At 66.6% G+C, this 16,111-nt stretch carries 11 protein-coding genes; all 11 read right to left on the bottom strand.

Features of this window, described 5'->3' with window-relative positions; all coding sequences use genetic code 11:
• Window positions 1-58: 58 nt before the first annotated feature.
• The 11 genes from gap to ABMA10_RS11445 all read right to left on the bottom strand — a co-directional run bounded on the left by gap (window position 59) and on the right by ABMA10_RS11445 (window position 16,076).
• Window positions 59-1,066 (bottom strand): type I glyceraldehyde-3-phosphate dehydrogenase, encoded by a 1,008-nt coding sequence (gene gap / locus ABMA10_RS11395; RefSeq protein WP_086473268.1) that lies wholly within the window; start codon window positions 1,064-1,066, stop codon window positions 59-61.
• A gap of 121 nt (window positions 1,067-1,187) precedes the next feature.
• Entirely contained in the window at window positions 1,188-1,814 is a 627-nt protein-coding gene (locus ABMA10_RS11400) for a superoxide dismutase (RefSeq protein WP_347868766.1), read from the bottom strand.
• Between the two features lie 157 nt (window positions 1,815-1,971).
• The gene (whiA, locus tag ABMA10_RS11405; protein WP_347868767.1) at window positions 1,972-2,949 is read right to left on the bottom strand and encodes a DNA-binding protein WhiA; all 978 of its coding nucleotides are present in this window, start codon (window positions 2,947-2,949) and stop codon (window positions 1,972-1,974) included.
• A 129-nt stretch (window positions 2,950-3,078) separates the two neighbouring features.
• Window positions 3,079-3,960: an RNase adapter RapZ gene (rapZ, locus tag ABMA10_RS11410; RefSeq protein WP_347868862.1), complete on the bottom strand. Its 882-nt coding sequence runs from the start codon at window positions 3,958-3,960 to the stop codon at window positions 3,079-3,081.
• A gap of 33 nt (window positions 3,961-3,993) precedes the next feature.
• Window positions 3,994-5,922, bottom strand: coding sequence for an excinuclease ABC subunit UvrC (gene uvrC, locus ABMA10_RS11415; RefSeq protein WP_347868768.1), 1,929 nt, complete (start codon window positions 5,920-5,922; stop codon window positions 3,994-3,996).
• Between the two features lies 1 nt (window position 5,923).
• Window positions 5,924-8,815: an excinuclease ABC subunit UvrA gene (gene uvrA / locus ABMA10_RS11420; protein ID WP_347868769.1), complete on the bottom strand. Its 2,892-nt coding sequence runs from the start codon at window positions 8,813-8,815 to the stop codon at window positions 5,924-5,926.
• An 89-nt stretch (window positions 8,816-8,904) separates the two neighbouring features.
• Window positions 8,905-10,971: an excinuclease ABC subunit UvrB gene (gene uvrB, locus ABMA10_RS11425; RefSeq protein ID WP_347868770.1), complete on the bottom strand. Its 2,067-nt coding sequence runs from the start codon at window positions 10,969-10,971 to the stop codon at window positions 8,905-8,907.
• A gap of 66 nt (window positions 10,972-11,037) precedes the next feature.
• The gene (gene coaE, locus ABMA10_RS11430) at window positions 11,038-11,664 is read right to left on the bottom strand and encodes a dephospho-CoA kinase (protein ID WP_347868771.1); all 627 of its coding nucleotides are present in this window, start codon (window positions 11,662-11,664) and stop codon (window positions 11,038-11,040) included.
• Window positions 11,665-11,781: 117 nt separating this feature from the next.
• The gene (rpsA, locus tag ABMA10_RS11435; protein ID WP_347868772.1) at window positions 11,782-13,239 is read right to left on the bottom strand and encodes a 30S ribosomal protein S1; all 1,458 of its coding nucleotides are present in this window, start codon (window positions 13,237-13,239) and stop codon (window positions 11,782-11,784) included.
• Between the two features lie 177 nt (window positions 13,240-13,416).
• Complete coding sequence (locus tag ABMA10_RS11440) at window positions 13,417-14,403, bottom strand: epimerase (protein WP_431030567.1); 987 nt, start codon at window positions 14,401-14,403, stop codon at window positions 13,417-13,419.
• Window positions 14,400-16,076, bottom strand: coding sequence for a DUF885 domain-containing protein (locus ABMA10_RS11445; protein WP_347868774.1), 1,677 nt, complete (start codon window positions 16,074-16,076; stop codon window positions 14,400-14,402). Before ABMA10_RS11445 ends, ABMA10_RS11440 begins: the two co-directional genes overlap by 4 nt.
• Between the last annotated feature and the right edge of the window lie 35 nt (window positions 16,077-16,111).

Here is a 16,111-nt window from a genome sequence, read left to right on the forward strand (position 1 = left end):
GTTCGGACCATGCGGTGTCTGGCTGCTCTGGTGAGGAGTCTGGCAGACAGCCGGTTGGTTAGAGGCGGTCCGCGACGTACTCGGTGAGGTCGACGAGGCGGTTCGAGTAGCCCCACTCGTTGTCGTACCACGAGGCGACCTTGACCTGCGAGCCGATGACCTTCGTGAGGCCGGCATCGAAGATCGAGGAGTGCGGGTCCGTCACGATGTCGCTCGAGACGATCGGGTCCTCGGTGTACTTGAGGATGCCCTTGAGGGGACCCTCTGCGGCCGTCTTGTATGCAGCGTTGATCTCTTCGACGGTGGCCGGGTTCGTCAGCTCGACAGTGAGGTCGGTGATGGAGCCGGTCGGGACCGGGACGCGCAGCGCGTAGCCGTCGAGCTTGCCGACGAGCTCCGGGATGACCAGACCGAGCGCCTTGGCTGCGCCGGTCGAGGTCGGGATGATGTTGACCGCTGCGGCGCGCGCGCGACGGAGGTCGCTGTGCGGTCCGTCCTGCAGGTTCTGGTCGGCAGTGTAGGCGTGGACCGTGGTCATGAGACCGCGCTCGATACCGAAGTTGTCGAGCAGCACCTTGGCGAGCGGCGCGAGGCAGTTCGTGGTGCAGGAGGCGTTCGAGATGATGTCGTGCGTCGCTGCGTCGTAGGTGCCCTCGTTGACGCCGAGGACGATGGTCGCGACGTCGCTCCCCGTGGCGGGAGCGGAGACGAGGACCTTCTTCGCGCCGGCGGTGATGTGCTTGCGCGCATCGTCCGACTTGGTGAAGCGGCCGGTCGACTCGATGACGATGTCGACGCCGAGCTCGCCCCAGGGCAGGTCTGCGGGGTCGCGCTCCGCGAGGACGATGATGGGCTTCCCGTTGACGATGATCTTGTCGCCGTCGAGCTCGACCGTCGCGTCCAGACGACCCGTGATGGAGTCGTACTTCAGGAGGTGGGCGAGAGCCTTGTTGTCGGTGAGGTCGTTGACTGCGACGATCTCGAGGTCGCTGCCCTTGGCGAGGGCGGCGCGGAAGAAGTTGCGGCCGATGCGGCCGAAGCCGTTGATGCCGATCTTGACGGACACAGATGACTCCTGATACTGAGGCGCCGACGGCGCGATTGTACGGTCTGCTCGGAGTGAGCGCCTACTCAATTGAGCAGGAAGTGGTCCGTCCCGGCCCGGAGGACCGGGACGGACCGGTCAACTACGACAGTACCAGCAGGCCGTTGGTCTGCTTGCGCGCGACCTCGAAGCGAGCCTGGACGTCAGCCCAGTTGACGATGTTCCAGAACGCCTTCACGTAGTCCGCGCGGACGTTCTTGTAGTCCAGGTAGTAGGCGTGCTCCCAGACGTCGAGCAGCAGCAGCGGGACGGTGCCGGCGGGGAAGTTGCCCTGCTGGTCGAAGAACTGCTGGATGTTGATGCGCTGGCCGAGGGTGTCCCACGTGAGCGCTGCCCAGCCGGAACCCTGCACGCCGAGCGCAGCCGCGGTGAAGTGCGCCTGGAACTTGTCGAAGTTGCCGAAGTACTCGTCGACAGCCGACTCGAGCTCACCGGTGGGCTTGTCGCCGCCGTCGGGTGAGAGGTTGTTCCACCAGACGGTGTGGTTGACGTGTCCGCCGAGGTTGAACGCGAGGTCCTTCTCGAGCTTGTTGACGTTCGCGAAGTCGTTCGCGTCACGCGCTTCTGCGAGCTTCTCGAGAGCCGTGTTGGCTCCTGCGACGTACGCGGCGTGGTGCTTGTCATGGTGCAGCTCGGTGATCGTCGCACTGATGTGCGGCTCGAGCGCGCTGTAGTCGTAGGGCAGTTCGGGCAGTGAGTAAACAGCCATATTCGTTGTGATCTCCTCGTGTTGTCCCGTGCGCTGTCTGCACACGGCTCTGAGCGTCATCACCCAGTCTAGCGAGCGGCAACCGACACGAGGCCTGGGTTCTTCCCAGCATGACGAAACACGTCGGCACGGCCGCGCCGAGGGTTCATGGTGTGTTTCAGTCCTCGTAATCGGCCGGCAGGTTGGCGTCGGTTCCCGGGATACCGAGGTCGCTCGCGTGCTTGTCGGCCATGGCGAGGAGGCGGCGGATACGGCCGGCGATCGCGTCCTTGGTCATCGGCGGATCCGCGAAGTGGCCGAGCTCGTCGAGGCTCGCCTCCCGGTGATCGAGGCGCAGCGCTCCCGCGTACCGAAGGTGCTCGGGGACCTCGTCGCCCAGGATCTCGAGGGACCGCTCGACGCGTGCGCACGCAGCGACGGCCGCCTGAGCGGAACGACGCAGGTTGGCGTCGTCGAAGTTGACGAGGCGGTTCGCCGTCGCGCGGACCTCCTTGCGCTGACGCATCTCCTCCCAGGAGGTGACCGTCCCCGTGGCACCCATGAGGGAGAGCATGCCGCTGATGGCGTCGCCCTCGCGGATGACGACGCGGTGGATCCCCCGGACCTCGCGTGCTTTGGCCGGCACGCCGATCCGACCGGCGGCACCGACCAGGGCCATCGCGGACTCGTTGCCCGGGCAGACGACATCCAGCGAGGCGGAACGGCCGGGATCGGTGAGCGACCCGGTCGCGAGGAAGGCCCCGCGCCAGACGGCGGCGAGTTCGTCGCGTGAGCCTGTCGTGAGACGGTTCGGAAGCCCGCGAACGGCGCGGCGGCGGGCATCGAGGAGTCCGGTCTGGCGGGCGAGTGTCTCTCCGCCCTCGATCACACGCACGACGAAGAGCGTCGGTTTCCCATTGCTCCCCGGATTCTGCACGAGGATCTCGCTGCGGATGCCGTAGAGCTCACCGATGTCCCGGCGGACGCGCTGCGCCAGCGTCGGGCTGTCGAGTTCGGCTTCGATGGCCACCCGGCCGGAGATCGTGTGGAGACCGCCGGAGAAGCGGAGGAGGGATGCGAGCTCGGCCGCGCGGACCGAGTTGCGGGTCTCGCGGACGAGCGCCAGTTCGTTCTTGACGTCGGCGGTGAGGGCCACGGTGGTTCCTATCTGTCGTGATGACGCCGTCGGATGCCGGCCTCGATCATGCTGCGGGTGTTGTCGCCCGATGACCGCGGCCATCGGTGCGCTCGGGTTCGCCAGCGGATGCGGCGGGCCCGGTGGACGCTATTCGCGTCCGAGGTCTCGGTGCCTGACGTGCACGGCGACGCCCGACTGCGTGCGGAGGCGGTCGGCCAGCTCGAGCGCGACGGCGACCGAACGGTGCTTCCCGCCCGTGCAGCCGATCGCGATCGTCGCGTGCCGCTTGTTCTCACGCTGATATCCGGCGAGTACCGGTTCGAGTGCCCTCGAGTAGCTGTCGAGGAACTCCGTCGCGCCGGGCTGCGAGAGCACGTAGCGGCTGACCTCCGCATCCTGGCCACTCAACGCGCGGAGTTCCGGCACCCAGAACGGGTTCGGGAGGAAGCGCATGTCCGCGACGAGGTCCGCGTCCGGCGGCAGACCGTACTTGAAGCCGAAGCTCAGTACCGTCACCTGCACGCCGGGGACTTCGGCTCCGGCGAAGAGCTCACGGGTGGTGGTGGCGAGCTGGTGGATGTTGAGGTCGCTCGTGTCGATGATGACATCGCTCGATTCACGGATCTCGCTGAGCCGTTGGCGCTCCGCGACGATGCCGTCGAGGATCGTCCCCTCACCTTGTAGCGGGTGAGGCCTGCGGACGGCCTCGAAACGGCGCACGAGTGCGGCGTCCGTCGCCTCGAGGAAGATCATGCGCAGATGCGTGCCACTGCGCAGAGCCGGCACGATCTCTTGGAGGTCACTGAAGAAGTCGCGGCCACGGACGTCGACGACGGCGGCGATCCTGGGGAGCCGCGAACCGGCGCGTTCGGCGAGATCCACCAGGGGACGGAGCATCTGCGGGGGCAGGTTGTCGACGACGTACCAGTCGAGGTCTTCGAGTGCGTTCGCGACGGTGGAACGGCCTGCGCCCGACATTCCGGTGACGATGAGCACTTCCTGCTGGTGCTGCGGCTGGCCGGGGGTCATCGACACGCTTTCCTCGAGGGTGGAAGTACCAGACTACCCATTCCGCGGAGCCTGTGACGGCTGTCGGGTGCCACCCGATGCCAGGGCGTCGTGGATGGTCGCGGCCAGTTTGTCGCCGATGCCCTTGACCTCGGTGATCTCGGCCGGCGTCGCCGTCTTCAGGCGCGCGACCGAGCCGAAGTGCCGGAGGAGCTCCCGGACCTTCGCCGGACCGAGGCCGGGGATCTCTCCCAGCACCGTCGAGATGTCACGCTTGCGCTTCTGGCGCTGGAAACTGATCGCGAAGCGGTGGGCCTCGTCGCGGACACGCTGCAGGAGGAACAGCGCTTCGCTCCCGCGGGGCAGGATCACCGGGTAGGGGTCGTCCGGTAGCCAGATCTCCTCGAGACGCTTCGCGAGGCCGCACAGCGTGATCCCGGTGAGGCCCGACTCCTCGAGCGCGCGCGCCGCTGCGGCGACCTGCGGTTGTCCGCCGTCGACGATCAGCAGCTGCGGCGGATAGGTGAACTTCCGGCGCTTGCGCTCTCCGGTCGCTTCGTCCACCGTCTCGACGGGGTCTGCCGAGGTGAGGTGCGCCAGGCGGCGTGACACGACCTGGTAGATCGAGTCGGTGTCGTCGGTGGATTCGGCCACCCCGAACCTGCGGTACTCGTCCTTGCGTGACAGACCGTCCTCGAACACCACCATCGAGGCGACGATGTTCGTCCCGCTCAGGTGCGAGACGTCGAAGCACTCGATCCGGAGCGGTGCTTCAGGCATACCGAGCGCGTCGCGGATGTCTTCGAGGGCCTGGGTGCGTGCGACGAAGTCCGAACTCCGACGAGTCTTGTACAGCATCAGTGACTGCTTCGCGTTGACCACAGCGGTCTCCATGAGAGCGGCCTTCTCGCCGCGTTGGGCCACGCGGACCGCGACCTTCGTGCCTCGACGGTCTGCGAGCCAGTCCTCGAGGCTCGCGGCGTCGTCCGGCAGCTCCGGGACGAGGACCTCACGCGGGACCTCCGGCCCGCTCGCGCTGGCATAGACCCGCTGCACGACGCTGTCGACGAGCTCGGCGGTGGACATGTCGAGCTCTTTGTCGACCGTCCAGGATCGGACACCACGGATGCGTCCGCCGCGGACGATGAACTGCTGCACTGAGGCCGCGAGTTCATCGTGCTCGATGCCGAAGAGGTCGGCGTCGACGGCGTCCCGCAGGACTACGGCGCTCTTCGCGAGCACCTGGTCGAGCGCCTGCAGCTGATCGCGGTACGTGGCGGCGGACTCGTAGTCCTGGCGTGCGGCCGCGTCTTTCATGTCCGCGGTGATGCGGGTGGTGAACCGACGATCGTTGCCGACCATGAAGGAGACGAAATCGTCGACGATCGCGCGATGCTCCTCGGTCGTGACCTTGCCGGAGCACGGACCGCCGCAACGCCCGATCTGCCCCGGGAAGCATGGTCTGCCCGACGTCATCGCGCGCTTGTACGCGGAGTCGGAGCAGGTCCTGACCGGGAACACCTTGATCATGAGGTCGACGGTGTCGTGGACGGCCCAGATCTTCGGGTATGGACCGAAGTACTTGGCTCCGGCGATGCGGGTGTTGCGGGTCACCATGACCCGGGGCGCCTCATCGCCGAGTGTCACCGCGAGGTAGGGGTACGACTTGTCGTCGCGGAACTTGACGTTGAACGGCGGGTCGTACTCCTTGATCCAGGTGTACTCGAGCTGGAGTGCCTCGACGTCGCTGCCGACCGTTGTCCACGTGACGTTCGTCGCCGTCGTCACCATCCGGCGTGTGCGCTCGTGCAGCGAGTGCAACGGAGCGAAGTAGTTGCTCAACCTCGCGCGGAGGTTCATCGCCTTGCCGACGTAGAGCACCCGGCCTGAGTCATCGCTGAAACGGTAGACACCCGGCGAGGCGGGGATCTCCCCCGCCTTCGGCCGATACGCCAGGCCGCTTCCGCCGCGGGCAGCCGCCACGTCAGCCGGCCTTGCGGCTGCCGCCGGCCTCTGCCTCGAACAGTTCGTTCAGGAAGAAGCCCGTGTGGCTGCCGGGGACGGTCGCGAGGTGCTCCGGTGTGCCGACGCTCAGGATGGTGCCGCCGCCGGCGCCTCCTTCAGGGCCTAGGTCGATGAGCCAGTCCGCCGACTTGATGACGTCGAGATTGTGCTCGATCACGATGACCGTGTTGCCCTTGTCGACGAGGCCGCCGAGCACCAGCAGGAGCTTCCGGACGTCCTCGAAGTGCAGACCCGTCGTCGGTTCGTCGAGGACGTAGACGCTGCGACCATTGCTGCGGCGCTGCAACTCGGTCGCGAGCTTCACGCGCTGTGCCTCACCGCCCGAGAGGGTCGTCGCGCTCTGGCCGAGTCGGACGTATCCGAGTCCGACCTCGACGAGCGTCTTCAGGAAACGGTGGATCGACGAGATCGGCTCGAAGAAGTCGGCCGCCTCGGCGATCGGCATGTCGAGCACCTCGGCGATGTTCTTGCCCTTGTAGTGGATCGTGAGGGTGTCGCGGTTGTACCGTGCTCCCCCGCACACCTCGCAGGCGACGTAGACGTCCGGGAGGAAGTTCATCTCGATCTTGATCGTGCCGTCTCCGGAACAGGCCTCGCAACGGCCTCCCTTGACGTTGAAGCTGAAGCGGCCGGCGAGATACCCGCGGACTTTGGCCTCCTGCGTCTCGGCGAAGAGGTTGCGGATCTTGTCGAACACGCCCGTGTACGTCGCCGGGTTCGAGCGGGGGGTCCGGCCGATCGGCGCCTGGTCCACGTGGATGACCTTGTCGAGATGCTCGAGACCGGTCACGCGGGTGTGCTTGCCCGGCAGCTTCCGTGCGCCGTTCAACTTGTTCGCGAGCACGCGGTAGAGCACGTCGTTGACGAGCGACGACTTGCCGGAGCCGCTGACGCCCGTGACCGCGGTGAGGACGCCGAGCGGGAAGTCCGCGCTGACCTTGCGCAGGTTGTTGGCCTGCGCCCCGATCACCTGGATCTGTCGTTTGGGGTCGATGGGGCGGCGCTTCGCCGGGATCTCGATCGACTTGCGGCCGGAGAGGTAGTCGCCGGTGAGCGACTCCGTGTTCGCCTCGAGTTCCTCATAGGAGCCCGAGTGCACCACTCGCCCGCCGTTGACACCCGCGCCGGGGCCGATGTCGACGATCCAGTCGGCGGTCCGGATGGTGTCCTCGTCGTGTTCGACGACGATGAGGGTGTTGCCGAGGTCGCGCAGGGCGACGAGAGTCTCGATGAGGCGGCGGTTGTCACGCTGGTGGAGGCCGATGCTCGGCTCGTCGAGCACGTAGAGCACGCCCGTGAGCCCCGAGCCGATCTGCGTGGCGAGGCGGATGCGCTGTGCCTCGCCACCCGAGAGCGAGCCTGCGGTGCGTGACAGGTTGAGGTAGTTGAGACCGACCTGGATGAGGAAGTCGAGGCGGAGCTTGATCTCCCGCAGCACCTGCGCGGCGATGTGCGCCTCACGGTCGCTGAGTTCGAGACGGTCCATGAACTGGCGCGCGTCGGTGAGGCTGAGCTCCGCGACCTCGGCGATGCTGTGCTCGTGGATGAGCACGGCGAGGACTTCGGGCTTCAACCGTCGGCCACCACAGACCTGACACGGGACTTCTCGGAGGTACTCGGACCAGCGCACGCGCTGGCTGTCGGTGTCGGCCTGGAGGTACTGGCGCTCGATGTAGGGGATGACGCCCTCGAAGCCTGAGGAGTAGCTCATCTCGCGGCCGAAGCGGTTCTTCCACTTGACCTTGACTTTGAAGTTGTCGCCGCGGAGCACCGCTTCCTGCACGGTGGCCGGCAGATCCCGCCAGGGGGTGTCGAGCGAGAAGTCGAGGTCGCGGGCGAGGCCGTCGAGGAGCTTCTCGTAATACTGGTAGAGCCCCTTGCCCTGCGTGGTCCAGGGGACGATGACGCCCTCGTTGATGCTGAGTTCATCGTCGCCGAGCAGGAGTTCGGCGTCGACCGACATACGCGTGCCGAGACCGGAGCACTCGGGGCACGCACCGAATGGTGCGTTGAAGGAGAATGTGCGCGGCTCGATCTCCGTCAACTGCAGCGGGTGGTTGTTCGGGCAGGAGAGCTTCTCGGAGAAGGTGCGCCAGGCGTCGTCGCCCTCTTCGTCGACGAAGTTGATCATGACGAGCCCGTCGGTGAGCGACAGTGCGGTCTCAAGGGAGTCGGTGAGCCGACCGAGGATCTCGGGGCCGGCGACAAGACGGTCGACCACGACGGAGATGTCGTGTTTGACCTGCTTCTTGAGCGTCGGTGGTTCGGAGAGCTGGACGGCCTCACCATCGACGATGGCGCGCGCGAAGCCCTTCGCGGAGAGTTCCTTGAAGAGGTCGACGAACTCGCCCTTCTTCTGGCTCACCACCGGCGCGACGATCTGGTACCGGCGCTTCTCGTCGAGTTCCATGAGCTGGTCGGCGATCTGCTGCACCGTCTGGCGCTGGATGACCTCGCCGCAGATCGGGCAGTGCGGGATGCCGATGCGCGCCCAGAGGAGACGCATGTAGTCGTAGACCTCGGTGATCGTGCCGACGGTCGAACGCGGGTTCCGGTTCGTGGACTTCTGGTCGATCGAGACCGCGGGGCTCAGACCCTCGATGAAGTCGACGTCCGGGCGGTCGACCTGGCCGAGGAACTGGCGCGCGTAGGCCGAGAGCGACTCCACGTAGCGTCGTTGCCCCTCGGCGAAGATGGTGTCGAACGCGAGGGAGGACTTCCCCGAGCCGGAGAGACCCGTGAACACGACCAGGGAGTCGCGCGGGATCTCCAGATCGACGTTCTGGAGGTTGTGCACGCGGGCGCCGCGAACACTGAGCGTTGAGTGGTGATCTACCTTGGCAATTGACACCCTTGAAGTCTACGCAGCACCACCGACACCGGACTCCCGGTCCGGGTCTGTGGTACTGCGCTCTCAGCGAAGCCCGAGCCGGGACGGACTCAGATATGCCCGGCCTTGGCCATCTGTCGGAGCTCCTGCTTGAGCTCGGAGACCTCGTCGCGCAGGCGGCCGGCGAGTTCGAACTTCAGCTCCGCGGCAGCCGAGAGCATCTGGGCATTGAGGTCGGCGATGATCGACTCGAGGTCGTTCGCGCCCTCGGCGGCGATGCCCTCTCTGCGGAGGTTCGGCGTCGGGCTCTTCTTCTTGCCGTTGTCGCGACCGGCGAGCAGTGCAGCGGTGTCTGCGCCTTCGCGGGCGAGTGCCTCCGTGATGTCGGCGATCCGCTTCCGCAGGGGCTGCGGGTCGATCCCACGCTCGAGGTTGTAGGCGACCTGCTTCTCGCGGCGGCGATCGGTCTCCTCGATCGCGCGTTTCATGGAATCGGTGAGCCGGTCCGCGTACATGTGCACCTCGCCCGAGACGTTTCGAGCGGCTCGCCCGATGGTCTGGATGAGCGAGGTGGACGAGCGCAGGAAACCCTCCTTGTCGGCGTCGAGGATCGCGACGAGGGAGACCTCGGGGAGGTCGAGCCCCTCACGCAACAGGTTGATGCCGATGAGGACGTCGTAGACGCCTTGACGCAACTCGCTCAGCAGCTCCACGCGGCGCAGCGTGTCGACGTCCGAGTGGAGATACCGGACACGGACGCCCGCCTCGGTGAGGAAGTCCGTGAGCTCCTCGGACATCTTCTTCGTGAGGGTCGTGACGAGGACCCGTTCGTCGCGCTCGGCGCGGACCCTGATCTCCTCGAGTAGGTCGTCGATCTGTCCGTCCGACGGCTTCACGATGATCGCGGGGTCGACGAGGCCGGTCGGGCGGATGATCTGCTCGACGATGCCGTCCGCGATGCCCATTTCGTATTTGCCCGGCGTCGCCGACAGGTACACGGTCTGGCCGACGCGGTTCTTGAACTCGTCCCAGCGGAGCGGCCGGTTGTCCATCGCGCTCGGGAGACGGAAGCCGTGTTCGACGAGCGTGCGCTTCCGCGAGGCATCGCCCTCGAACATCGCGCCGATCTGCGGGACGGTCACGTGTGACTCGTCGATGACCGTGAGGAAGTCGTCGGGGAAGTAGTCGAGCAGGCAGTTCGGGGCTTCGCCGGCAGAGCGGCCATCGATGTGCCGCGAGTAGTTCTCGATGCCAGAGCAGAACCCGATCTGCTGCATCATCTCGAGGTCGAAGGTCGTCCGCATGCGAAGACGCTGGGCCTCGAGGAGTTTGCCCTCCCGCTCGAGCGACTGGAGTCGCTCGGCGAGCTCCTCCTGGATGGTGCCGATCGCGCGCTGAATGGTCTGCGGGCTGGCCGCATAGTGCGATGCAGGGAAGACGGAGACCGCTTCGAGCTTCTTGACGATGTCGCCGGTGAGCGGGTGCAGGGCGTAGAGCGCTTCGATCTCGTCACCGAAGAACTCGATGCGGATGGCGAGCTCTTCGTAGACCGGGATGATCTCGATGGTGTCGCCGCGGACGCGGAAGTTACCCCGTGAGAAGTCGACGTCGTTGCGGTTGTACTGCATGCCGACGAACTTGCGGATGAGGCGGTCGCGGCCGATGTTCTGGCCCACCTGCAACGCGGCCATCGCCTCCAGGTACTCCTCGGCAGCACCAAGGCCGTAGATGCAGGACACGGTGGAGACGACGATCACGTCGCGGCGACTCAGCAATGAGTTGGTGGTCGAGTGCCGGAGTCGCTCCACCTCCGCATTGATCGACGAGTCCTTCTCGATGAAGGTGTCCGTCTGGGGGACGTACGCCTCCGGCTGGTAGTAGTCGTAATAGGAGACGAAGTACTCGACCGCGTTGTTCGGCATGAGTTCGCGGAACTCGTTCGCGAGCTGCGCCGCGAGGGTCTTGTTGTGGGCGAGCACCAGTGTCGGGCGCTGGACGGCTTCGATCAGCCAGGCGGTCGTGGCCGACTTGCCGGTTCCGGTCGCGCCGAGGAGCACGACGTCGGTCTCGCCGGCGTTGATCCGGCCGGAGAGCTGCTCGATCGCAGCGGGCTGGTCACCGCTCGGTTCATACTCGCTGATCACCTCGAACGGGTGGACGGCACGGGTGGGTTCCATGCTTCGAGTCTACGGAGCGCCACCGACACCGCTCCCCCGCTTCGCCCACAGCGGAGCGGCCGACGGTCAGTCGGTCCTGGTCGCCACCCGATTGGCGGCTGCGGCGGCTGCGTCGCTCCAGACGGCGTCCACCTGGCTGATCGTGTGGTCGAGTGTGCCCGCTGTGTCGATGACGACATCCGCCACAGCCGCGCGCTGCTCATCGCTCGCCTGCGCGGCCATGCGTCGTTCCGCCTCGTCGAGTTCGAGTCCGCGGATCTGGGTGAGTCGGCGCGCTCGGACCTCGCTCGGCGCGAAGGCGACGACGACGAGGTCGAACTCGTCCTTGCGCCCGGTCTCGACGAGCAGCGGCACGTCGTAGACGACGATCGCAGCGGGGTTCGTGGACGCTTCCGCGATGCGTTCCTGAGACCGGCGCTTCACCTCGGGATGCACGATCGCATTGAGGTCTGCCCGCGCCTGTTCGTCGGCGAACACGATCGCGCCGAGGGCCGGTCGGTCGAGGGCGCCGTCGGCCCCGATGACACCAGGACCGAACCGTCTGGCGATCGCGTCGAGCCCCGGTGTGCCGGGCTCGACGGCCTCGCGGGAGAGGACGTCGGCGTCGATGACGACGGCGCCGTGCTCGGCGAAGCGCGCAGCGATGGTCGATTTCCCGGAGGCGATGCCCCCGGTGAGGCCGATGAGATACATGCCTGCCAGCGTACCGGCGTCGCCGTGGACATCGTCCGTGACGACGCCGGAACGCAGCAGGGGGCCGCCCGAAGGCGACCCCCTGCTGGACGTCGACCGAGGTCGACGCGGACGTGACTAGTTGCTCGAGAGCTTCTCGCGCAGTGCGGCGAGCGACTCGTCGTCTGCGAGGGTGCCGCCACCAGCGGACTCGCTCGTGAACGAGGAACCGGCCGAGGACGAAGCGGTGGTCGAGGAGGCCTGGTTGGCCTCTTCCACGGCTGCAGCTGCAACCTGCTTCTTGTGGGCTTCCCAACGCGCCTGGGCGGCAGCGTAGTCCTGCTCCCACTTCTCGCGCTCGGCGTCGAAGCCTTCCTTCCACTCCTGCGTCTCGGAGTCGAAGCCCTCGGGGTACTTGTAGTTCCCGAGCTCGTCGTACTCCGTGAGCATGCCGTAGAGGGCCGGGTCGAACTCGGTGCCCTCGGGGTCGACGCCCTCGTTGGCCTGCTTGAGGCTCAGCGAGATACGGCGACGCTCGAGATCGATGTCGATGACCTTGACGAAGACCTCTTCGCCGACCGACACGACCTGCTCAGCGAGCTCGACGTGCTTGCCGGACAGCTCCGAGATGTGCACGAGGCCCTCGATGCCGTCTGCGACGCGCACGAACGCACCGAACGGAACGAGCTTCGTGACCTTACCCGGTGCAACCTGGCCGATTGCGTGGGTACGGGCGAAGACCTGCCACGGGTCCTCCTGCGTCGCCTTGAGCGACAGGGAGACGCGCTCGCGATCCAGGTCCACCTCGAGGATCTCGACGGTGACTTCCTGACCGACCTCGACGACCTCGCTGGCGTGCTCGATGTGCTTCCAGCTGAGCTCGGAGACGTGGACGAGACCGTCGACGCCGCCGAGGTCGACGAACGCGCCGAAGTTGACGATCGAGGAGACGACGCCCTTGCGGACCTGCCCCTTCTGGAGGTTGTTGAGGAAGGTGGTGCGGCTCTCGGACTGCGTCTGCTCGAGGAGCGCACGACGCGACAGGACCACGTTGTTGCGGTTCTTGTCGAGCTCGAGGATCTTCGCTTCGATCTCCTGGCCGAGGTACGGCGTGAGGTCGCGGACGCGGCGCAGCTCGATGAGCGAAGCCGGGAGGAAGCCGCGGAGGCCGATGTCGACGATGAGGCCGCCCTTGACGACCTCGATGACCGAACCGGTGACGACGCCGTCGGATTCCTTGATCTTCTCCACATCGCCCCAAGCACGCTCGTACTGAGCGCGCTTCTTCGACAGGATCAGACGGCCTTCCTTGTCCTCCTTCTGGAGAACGAGAGCCTCGATCGTGTCGCCGACGTTGACGACCTCTGAGGGGTCGACGTCGTGCTTGATGGAGAGTTCACGCGAGGGGATGACGCCCTCGGTCTTGTAACCGACGTCGAGGAGGACCTCGTCGCGGTCGATCTTCACGACGGTGCCCTCGATGAGGTCGCCGTCGTTGAAGAACTTCAGAGTCTTTTCGACCGCTGCGAGGAAGTCCTCAGCAGATCCGATGTCGTTGATTGCGACCTGCCTGGGGGCGGTCGTTGCGCTTGTCATGTAGTAATTGCTCCAGTGTGGACAATGATTCAGGCCGTGCCTCGCGCATCGTTCCCGACCCGTGGATGACCACGAGCCGTGACCGGGTCGATGCTGTTGTGTGATTCCGATCCGGGGATCGGTTTCGCTCTGCGAGACGGGCAGGCGGATAGGACGTCACAATTGTGACAGTCCAGTTTAGCGGGATTCCGTGCTCATCGGCAAGCTGCGGGCAGCGACGATGTCGCGCAGCGCGGGATCGAGCTCCGGGTACGAGAACCGGTAGCCCGCGTGGAGGAGGCGTTCCGGCAGCACCCAGCGGCTCTTCAGAACGAGTTCCGTCTCGGTACGCAGGATGAACATGCCGAGCTCGAGCATCCAGCGGGGTGCTGCGAGTCCGAACGGTCGACCGAGTGCGTACCGGAGGGTCCGCATGAATCCGCGGTTGTCGGTGGGATTCGGTGACGAGACGTTGATCGGGCCGTCCAGCTCGGGGTGGTCCCTGACGAATCGGACCGTTCCGACCACGTCATCGAGGTGCACCCAGCTGAACCGCTGACGGCCCCCTCTGGCGCCGAGGTCATGCGCGGTTCCGGCCGTCCGTCTGGTTCGGGAAGTCGGCCACCGTCCATCCAACTGGGGCCCGCCGAGCCCGAAGCGCGCCAGCATGAGCAGCGGGATGAGCGCGCCGCCGTCGCCGAGGACGATGGCGATCCGAAGCGCCACTCGCCGGGTGGCGGGCAGGTCGCCGTCGAAGAACGCATCCTCCCAGGCCGTGGCGACACCGACGGAGAAGCCGGTGCCGATCTCCCCGTCCCGCTCGGTCATCGGTCGATCCTCGGCATGGCGGTAGATCGTCGCCGTCGAGGAGTTGATCCAGAGCGACGGTGGCGTCGAGGCCGCGCGGACCGAACGACCGAGCTCTTCGGTGGTCTCCACGCGCGACCGAACGATCTCAGCCCGATTCGCCGGACCGTAACGGCAGTTCACGCTCTTCCCCGCGAGGTTGACGAGGAGGTCGGCGCCATCGACGAGCGCGTCGATCGCCTCCTGGTCGCCCCATCGGGCGTCTGCGCCAGAGCGCCCGATCGTGCTGACGGAGGCGCCCTCCTCGCGGAACGAGGCGACGAGGCGCTGCCCGATGAATCCTGATGCGCCGGCGATGACGACCCGCTGGCTGGTCATTCGAGGATCGCGGATCGGAGGGTGTCGAGTCCGACGCCGCCGAGGTCCAATGCGCGTCGATGGAACTCCTTGATGTCGAACGCCGCTCCCTCGCGTCGTGCGACCTCGTCCCTGAGATCCTCCCAGATGCGCTGACCGATCTTGTAGGACGGCGCCTGCCCCGGCCAACCGAGGTACCGGTTCACCTCGAACCGGACGAACTCCGGGGACATGTTGACGTTCCGGCCCATGAAGTCGAAGGCGTATTCGGCGCTCCAGGTGCCGCTGCCGTCCGGCAGGGGCTTGCCGAGGTGCACCCCGATGTCGAGTACGACGCGAGCGGCACGCATCCGCTGGCCGTCGAGCATACCGAGGCGGTCGGCCGGGTCGTCCAGATATCCCAGCTGCTCCATCAGCCGTTCGGCGTACAGCGCCCACCCCTCGGCATGGCCCGACGTCCCGGCGAGCTGCCGACGCCACAGGTTCAGCTTGCCGCGATTGACGACCGCCTGACCGATCTGCAGGTGGTGGCCCGGCACGCCCTCGTGGTACACGGTCGTCAACTCGCGCCAGGTGTCGAACTCGGTGACACCGACCGGCACCGACCACCACATGCGCCCGGGGCGTGAGAAGTCGTCCGTGGGCCCGGTGTAGTAGATACCGCCCTCCTGCGTCGGCGCGATCATGCACTCGAGCGAGCGGATCTCCTGTGGGATGTCGAAGTGCGTCCGACCGAGTTCCTCGACGGCGCGGTCACTCGTCTCCTGCATCCACCGCTGCAGCGCCTCGGTGCCGTGGAGTTTCCGGGCGGGGTCCTGCTCGAGGAATGCCACGGCCTCCTCGACCGACGCGCCGGGGAGGATCTCGTTCGCGATGGCCTCCTGCTCGGACACCATCCGTCCGAGCTCCTCGATCCCCCATTCGTAGCTCTCGTCGAGGTCGACCGTCGCGCCGAGGAACCGTCGTGACTGCAGAGCGTAGAGCTCGCGACCGATCGCATCCTGCTCGGTGGCGACCGGGAGCAGCTCCTGCGCGAAGAAGTCCGCCAGACGGTGGTAGGCGACAGCGGCGGCGCCCGCCCCTGTCGAGAGCTCGGCGGCCAGCGAAGCCGGCAGCTGGCCGTCGTCCGGGACGGCGTTGGCCGCGAAGTCGACGAAGAAGCCGTCATCGGCTCCGGTGCGCAACACCTGTTCGTACACCTCCGCGACCTGACGCTTCGCCGGGGTGATGCCCCGCGAGATCCCTTCGCGGAGCGTCTCGATGTATCCGTCCACGGCGTTCGGAAGCGCTGCGAGGCGCGTGCGGATGATGCCCCAGTCGTCGACCGTGGCGGTCGGCATCAGGTCGTACACGTCCCGCAACTCCTGCGACGGCGACGCGATCACGTTGAGGTCGCGGTACTGCAGTCCGGCCTCGGATGAAGCGAGGTCGAGCTCCAGTTCCGCTGACAGGTCGGTCTGCGTGACCCGGTCCACGGCGTCGACGGGGCTTGCCGCGCGGAGGTCGGCGAGCGTCCGGGATGCCGCGGCGATGTAGGCCTCGTGTCCCGCCGGCGAGTAGTCACCGTAGCGATCGTTGACGTCGGTCCGGCCGATGTACGTGCCGACCTCCGGTTTGAGCTGGACGAGGGTCTCGACCCAGCTCTCAGCGATTGCGTCGATCGGTGTGCTCTGACGTGGTTCCTCGTGCGACATGCCTTCGAGCCTAGTCCGCACCCGTCACGGACGCC

Source organism: Plantibacter sp. RU18 (assembly GCF_050613355.1).
Classification (GTDB): domain Bacteria; phylum Actinomycetota; class Actinomycetes; order Actinomycetales; family Microbacteriaceae; genus Plantibacter.

Coding starts and splice junctions, on each gene's coding strand:
- ABMA10_RS11400 (WP_347868766.1), bottom strand. CDS start 1,814: ATGGCTGTTTACTCACTGCCCGAACTGCCCTACGACTACAGCGCGCTC.
- rapZ (WP_347868862.1), bottom strand. CDS start 3,960: ATGACCCCCGGCCAGCCGCAGCACCAGCAGGAAGTGCTCATCGTCACC.
- uvrB (WP_347868770.1), bottom strand. CDS start 10,971: ATGGAACCCACCCGTGCCGTCCACCCGTTCGAGGTGATCAGCGAGTAT.
- coaE (WP_347868771.1), bottom strand. CDS start 11,664: ATGTATCTCATCGGCCTCACCGGGGGCATCGCCTCCGGGAAATCGACC.
- rpsA (WP_347868772.1), bottom strand. CDS start 13,239: ATGACAAGCGCAACGACCGCCCCCAGGCAGGTCGCAATCAACGACATC.
- ABMA10_RS11440 (WP_431030567.1), bottom strand. CDS start 14,403: ATGACCAGCCAGCGGGTCGTCATCGCCGGCGCATCAGGATTCATCGGG.
- ABMA10_RS11445 (WP_347868774.1), bottom strand. CDS start 16,076: ATGTCGCACGAGGAACCACGTCAGAGCACACCGATCGACGCAATCGCT.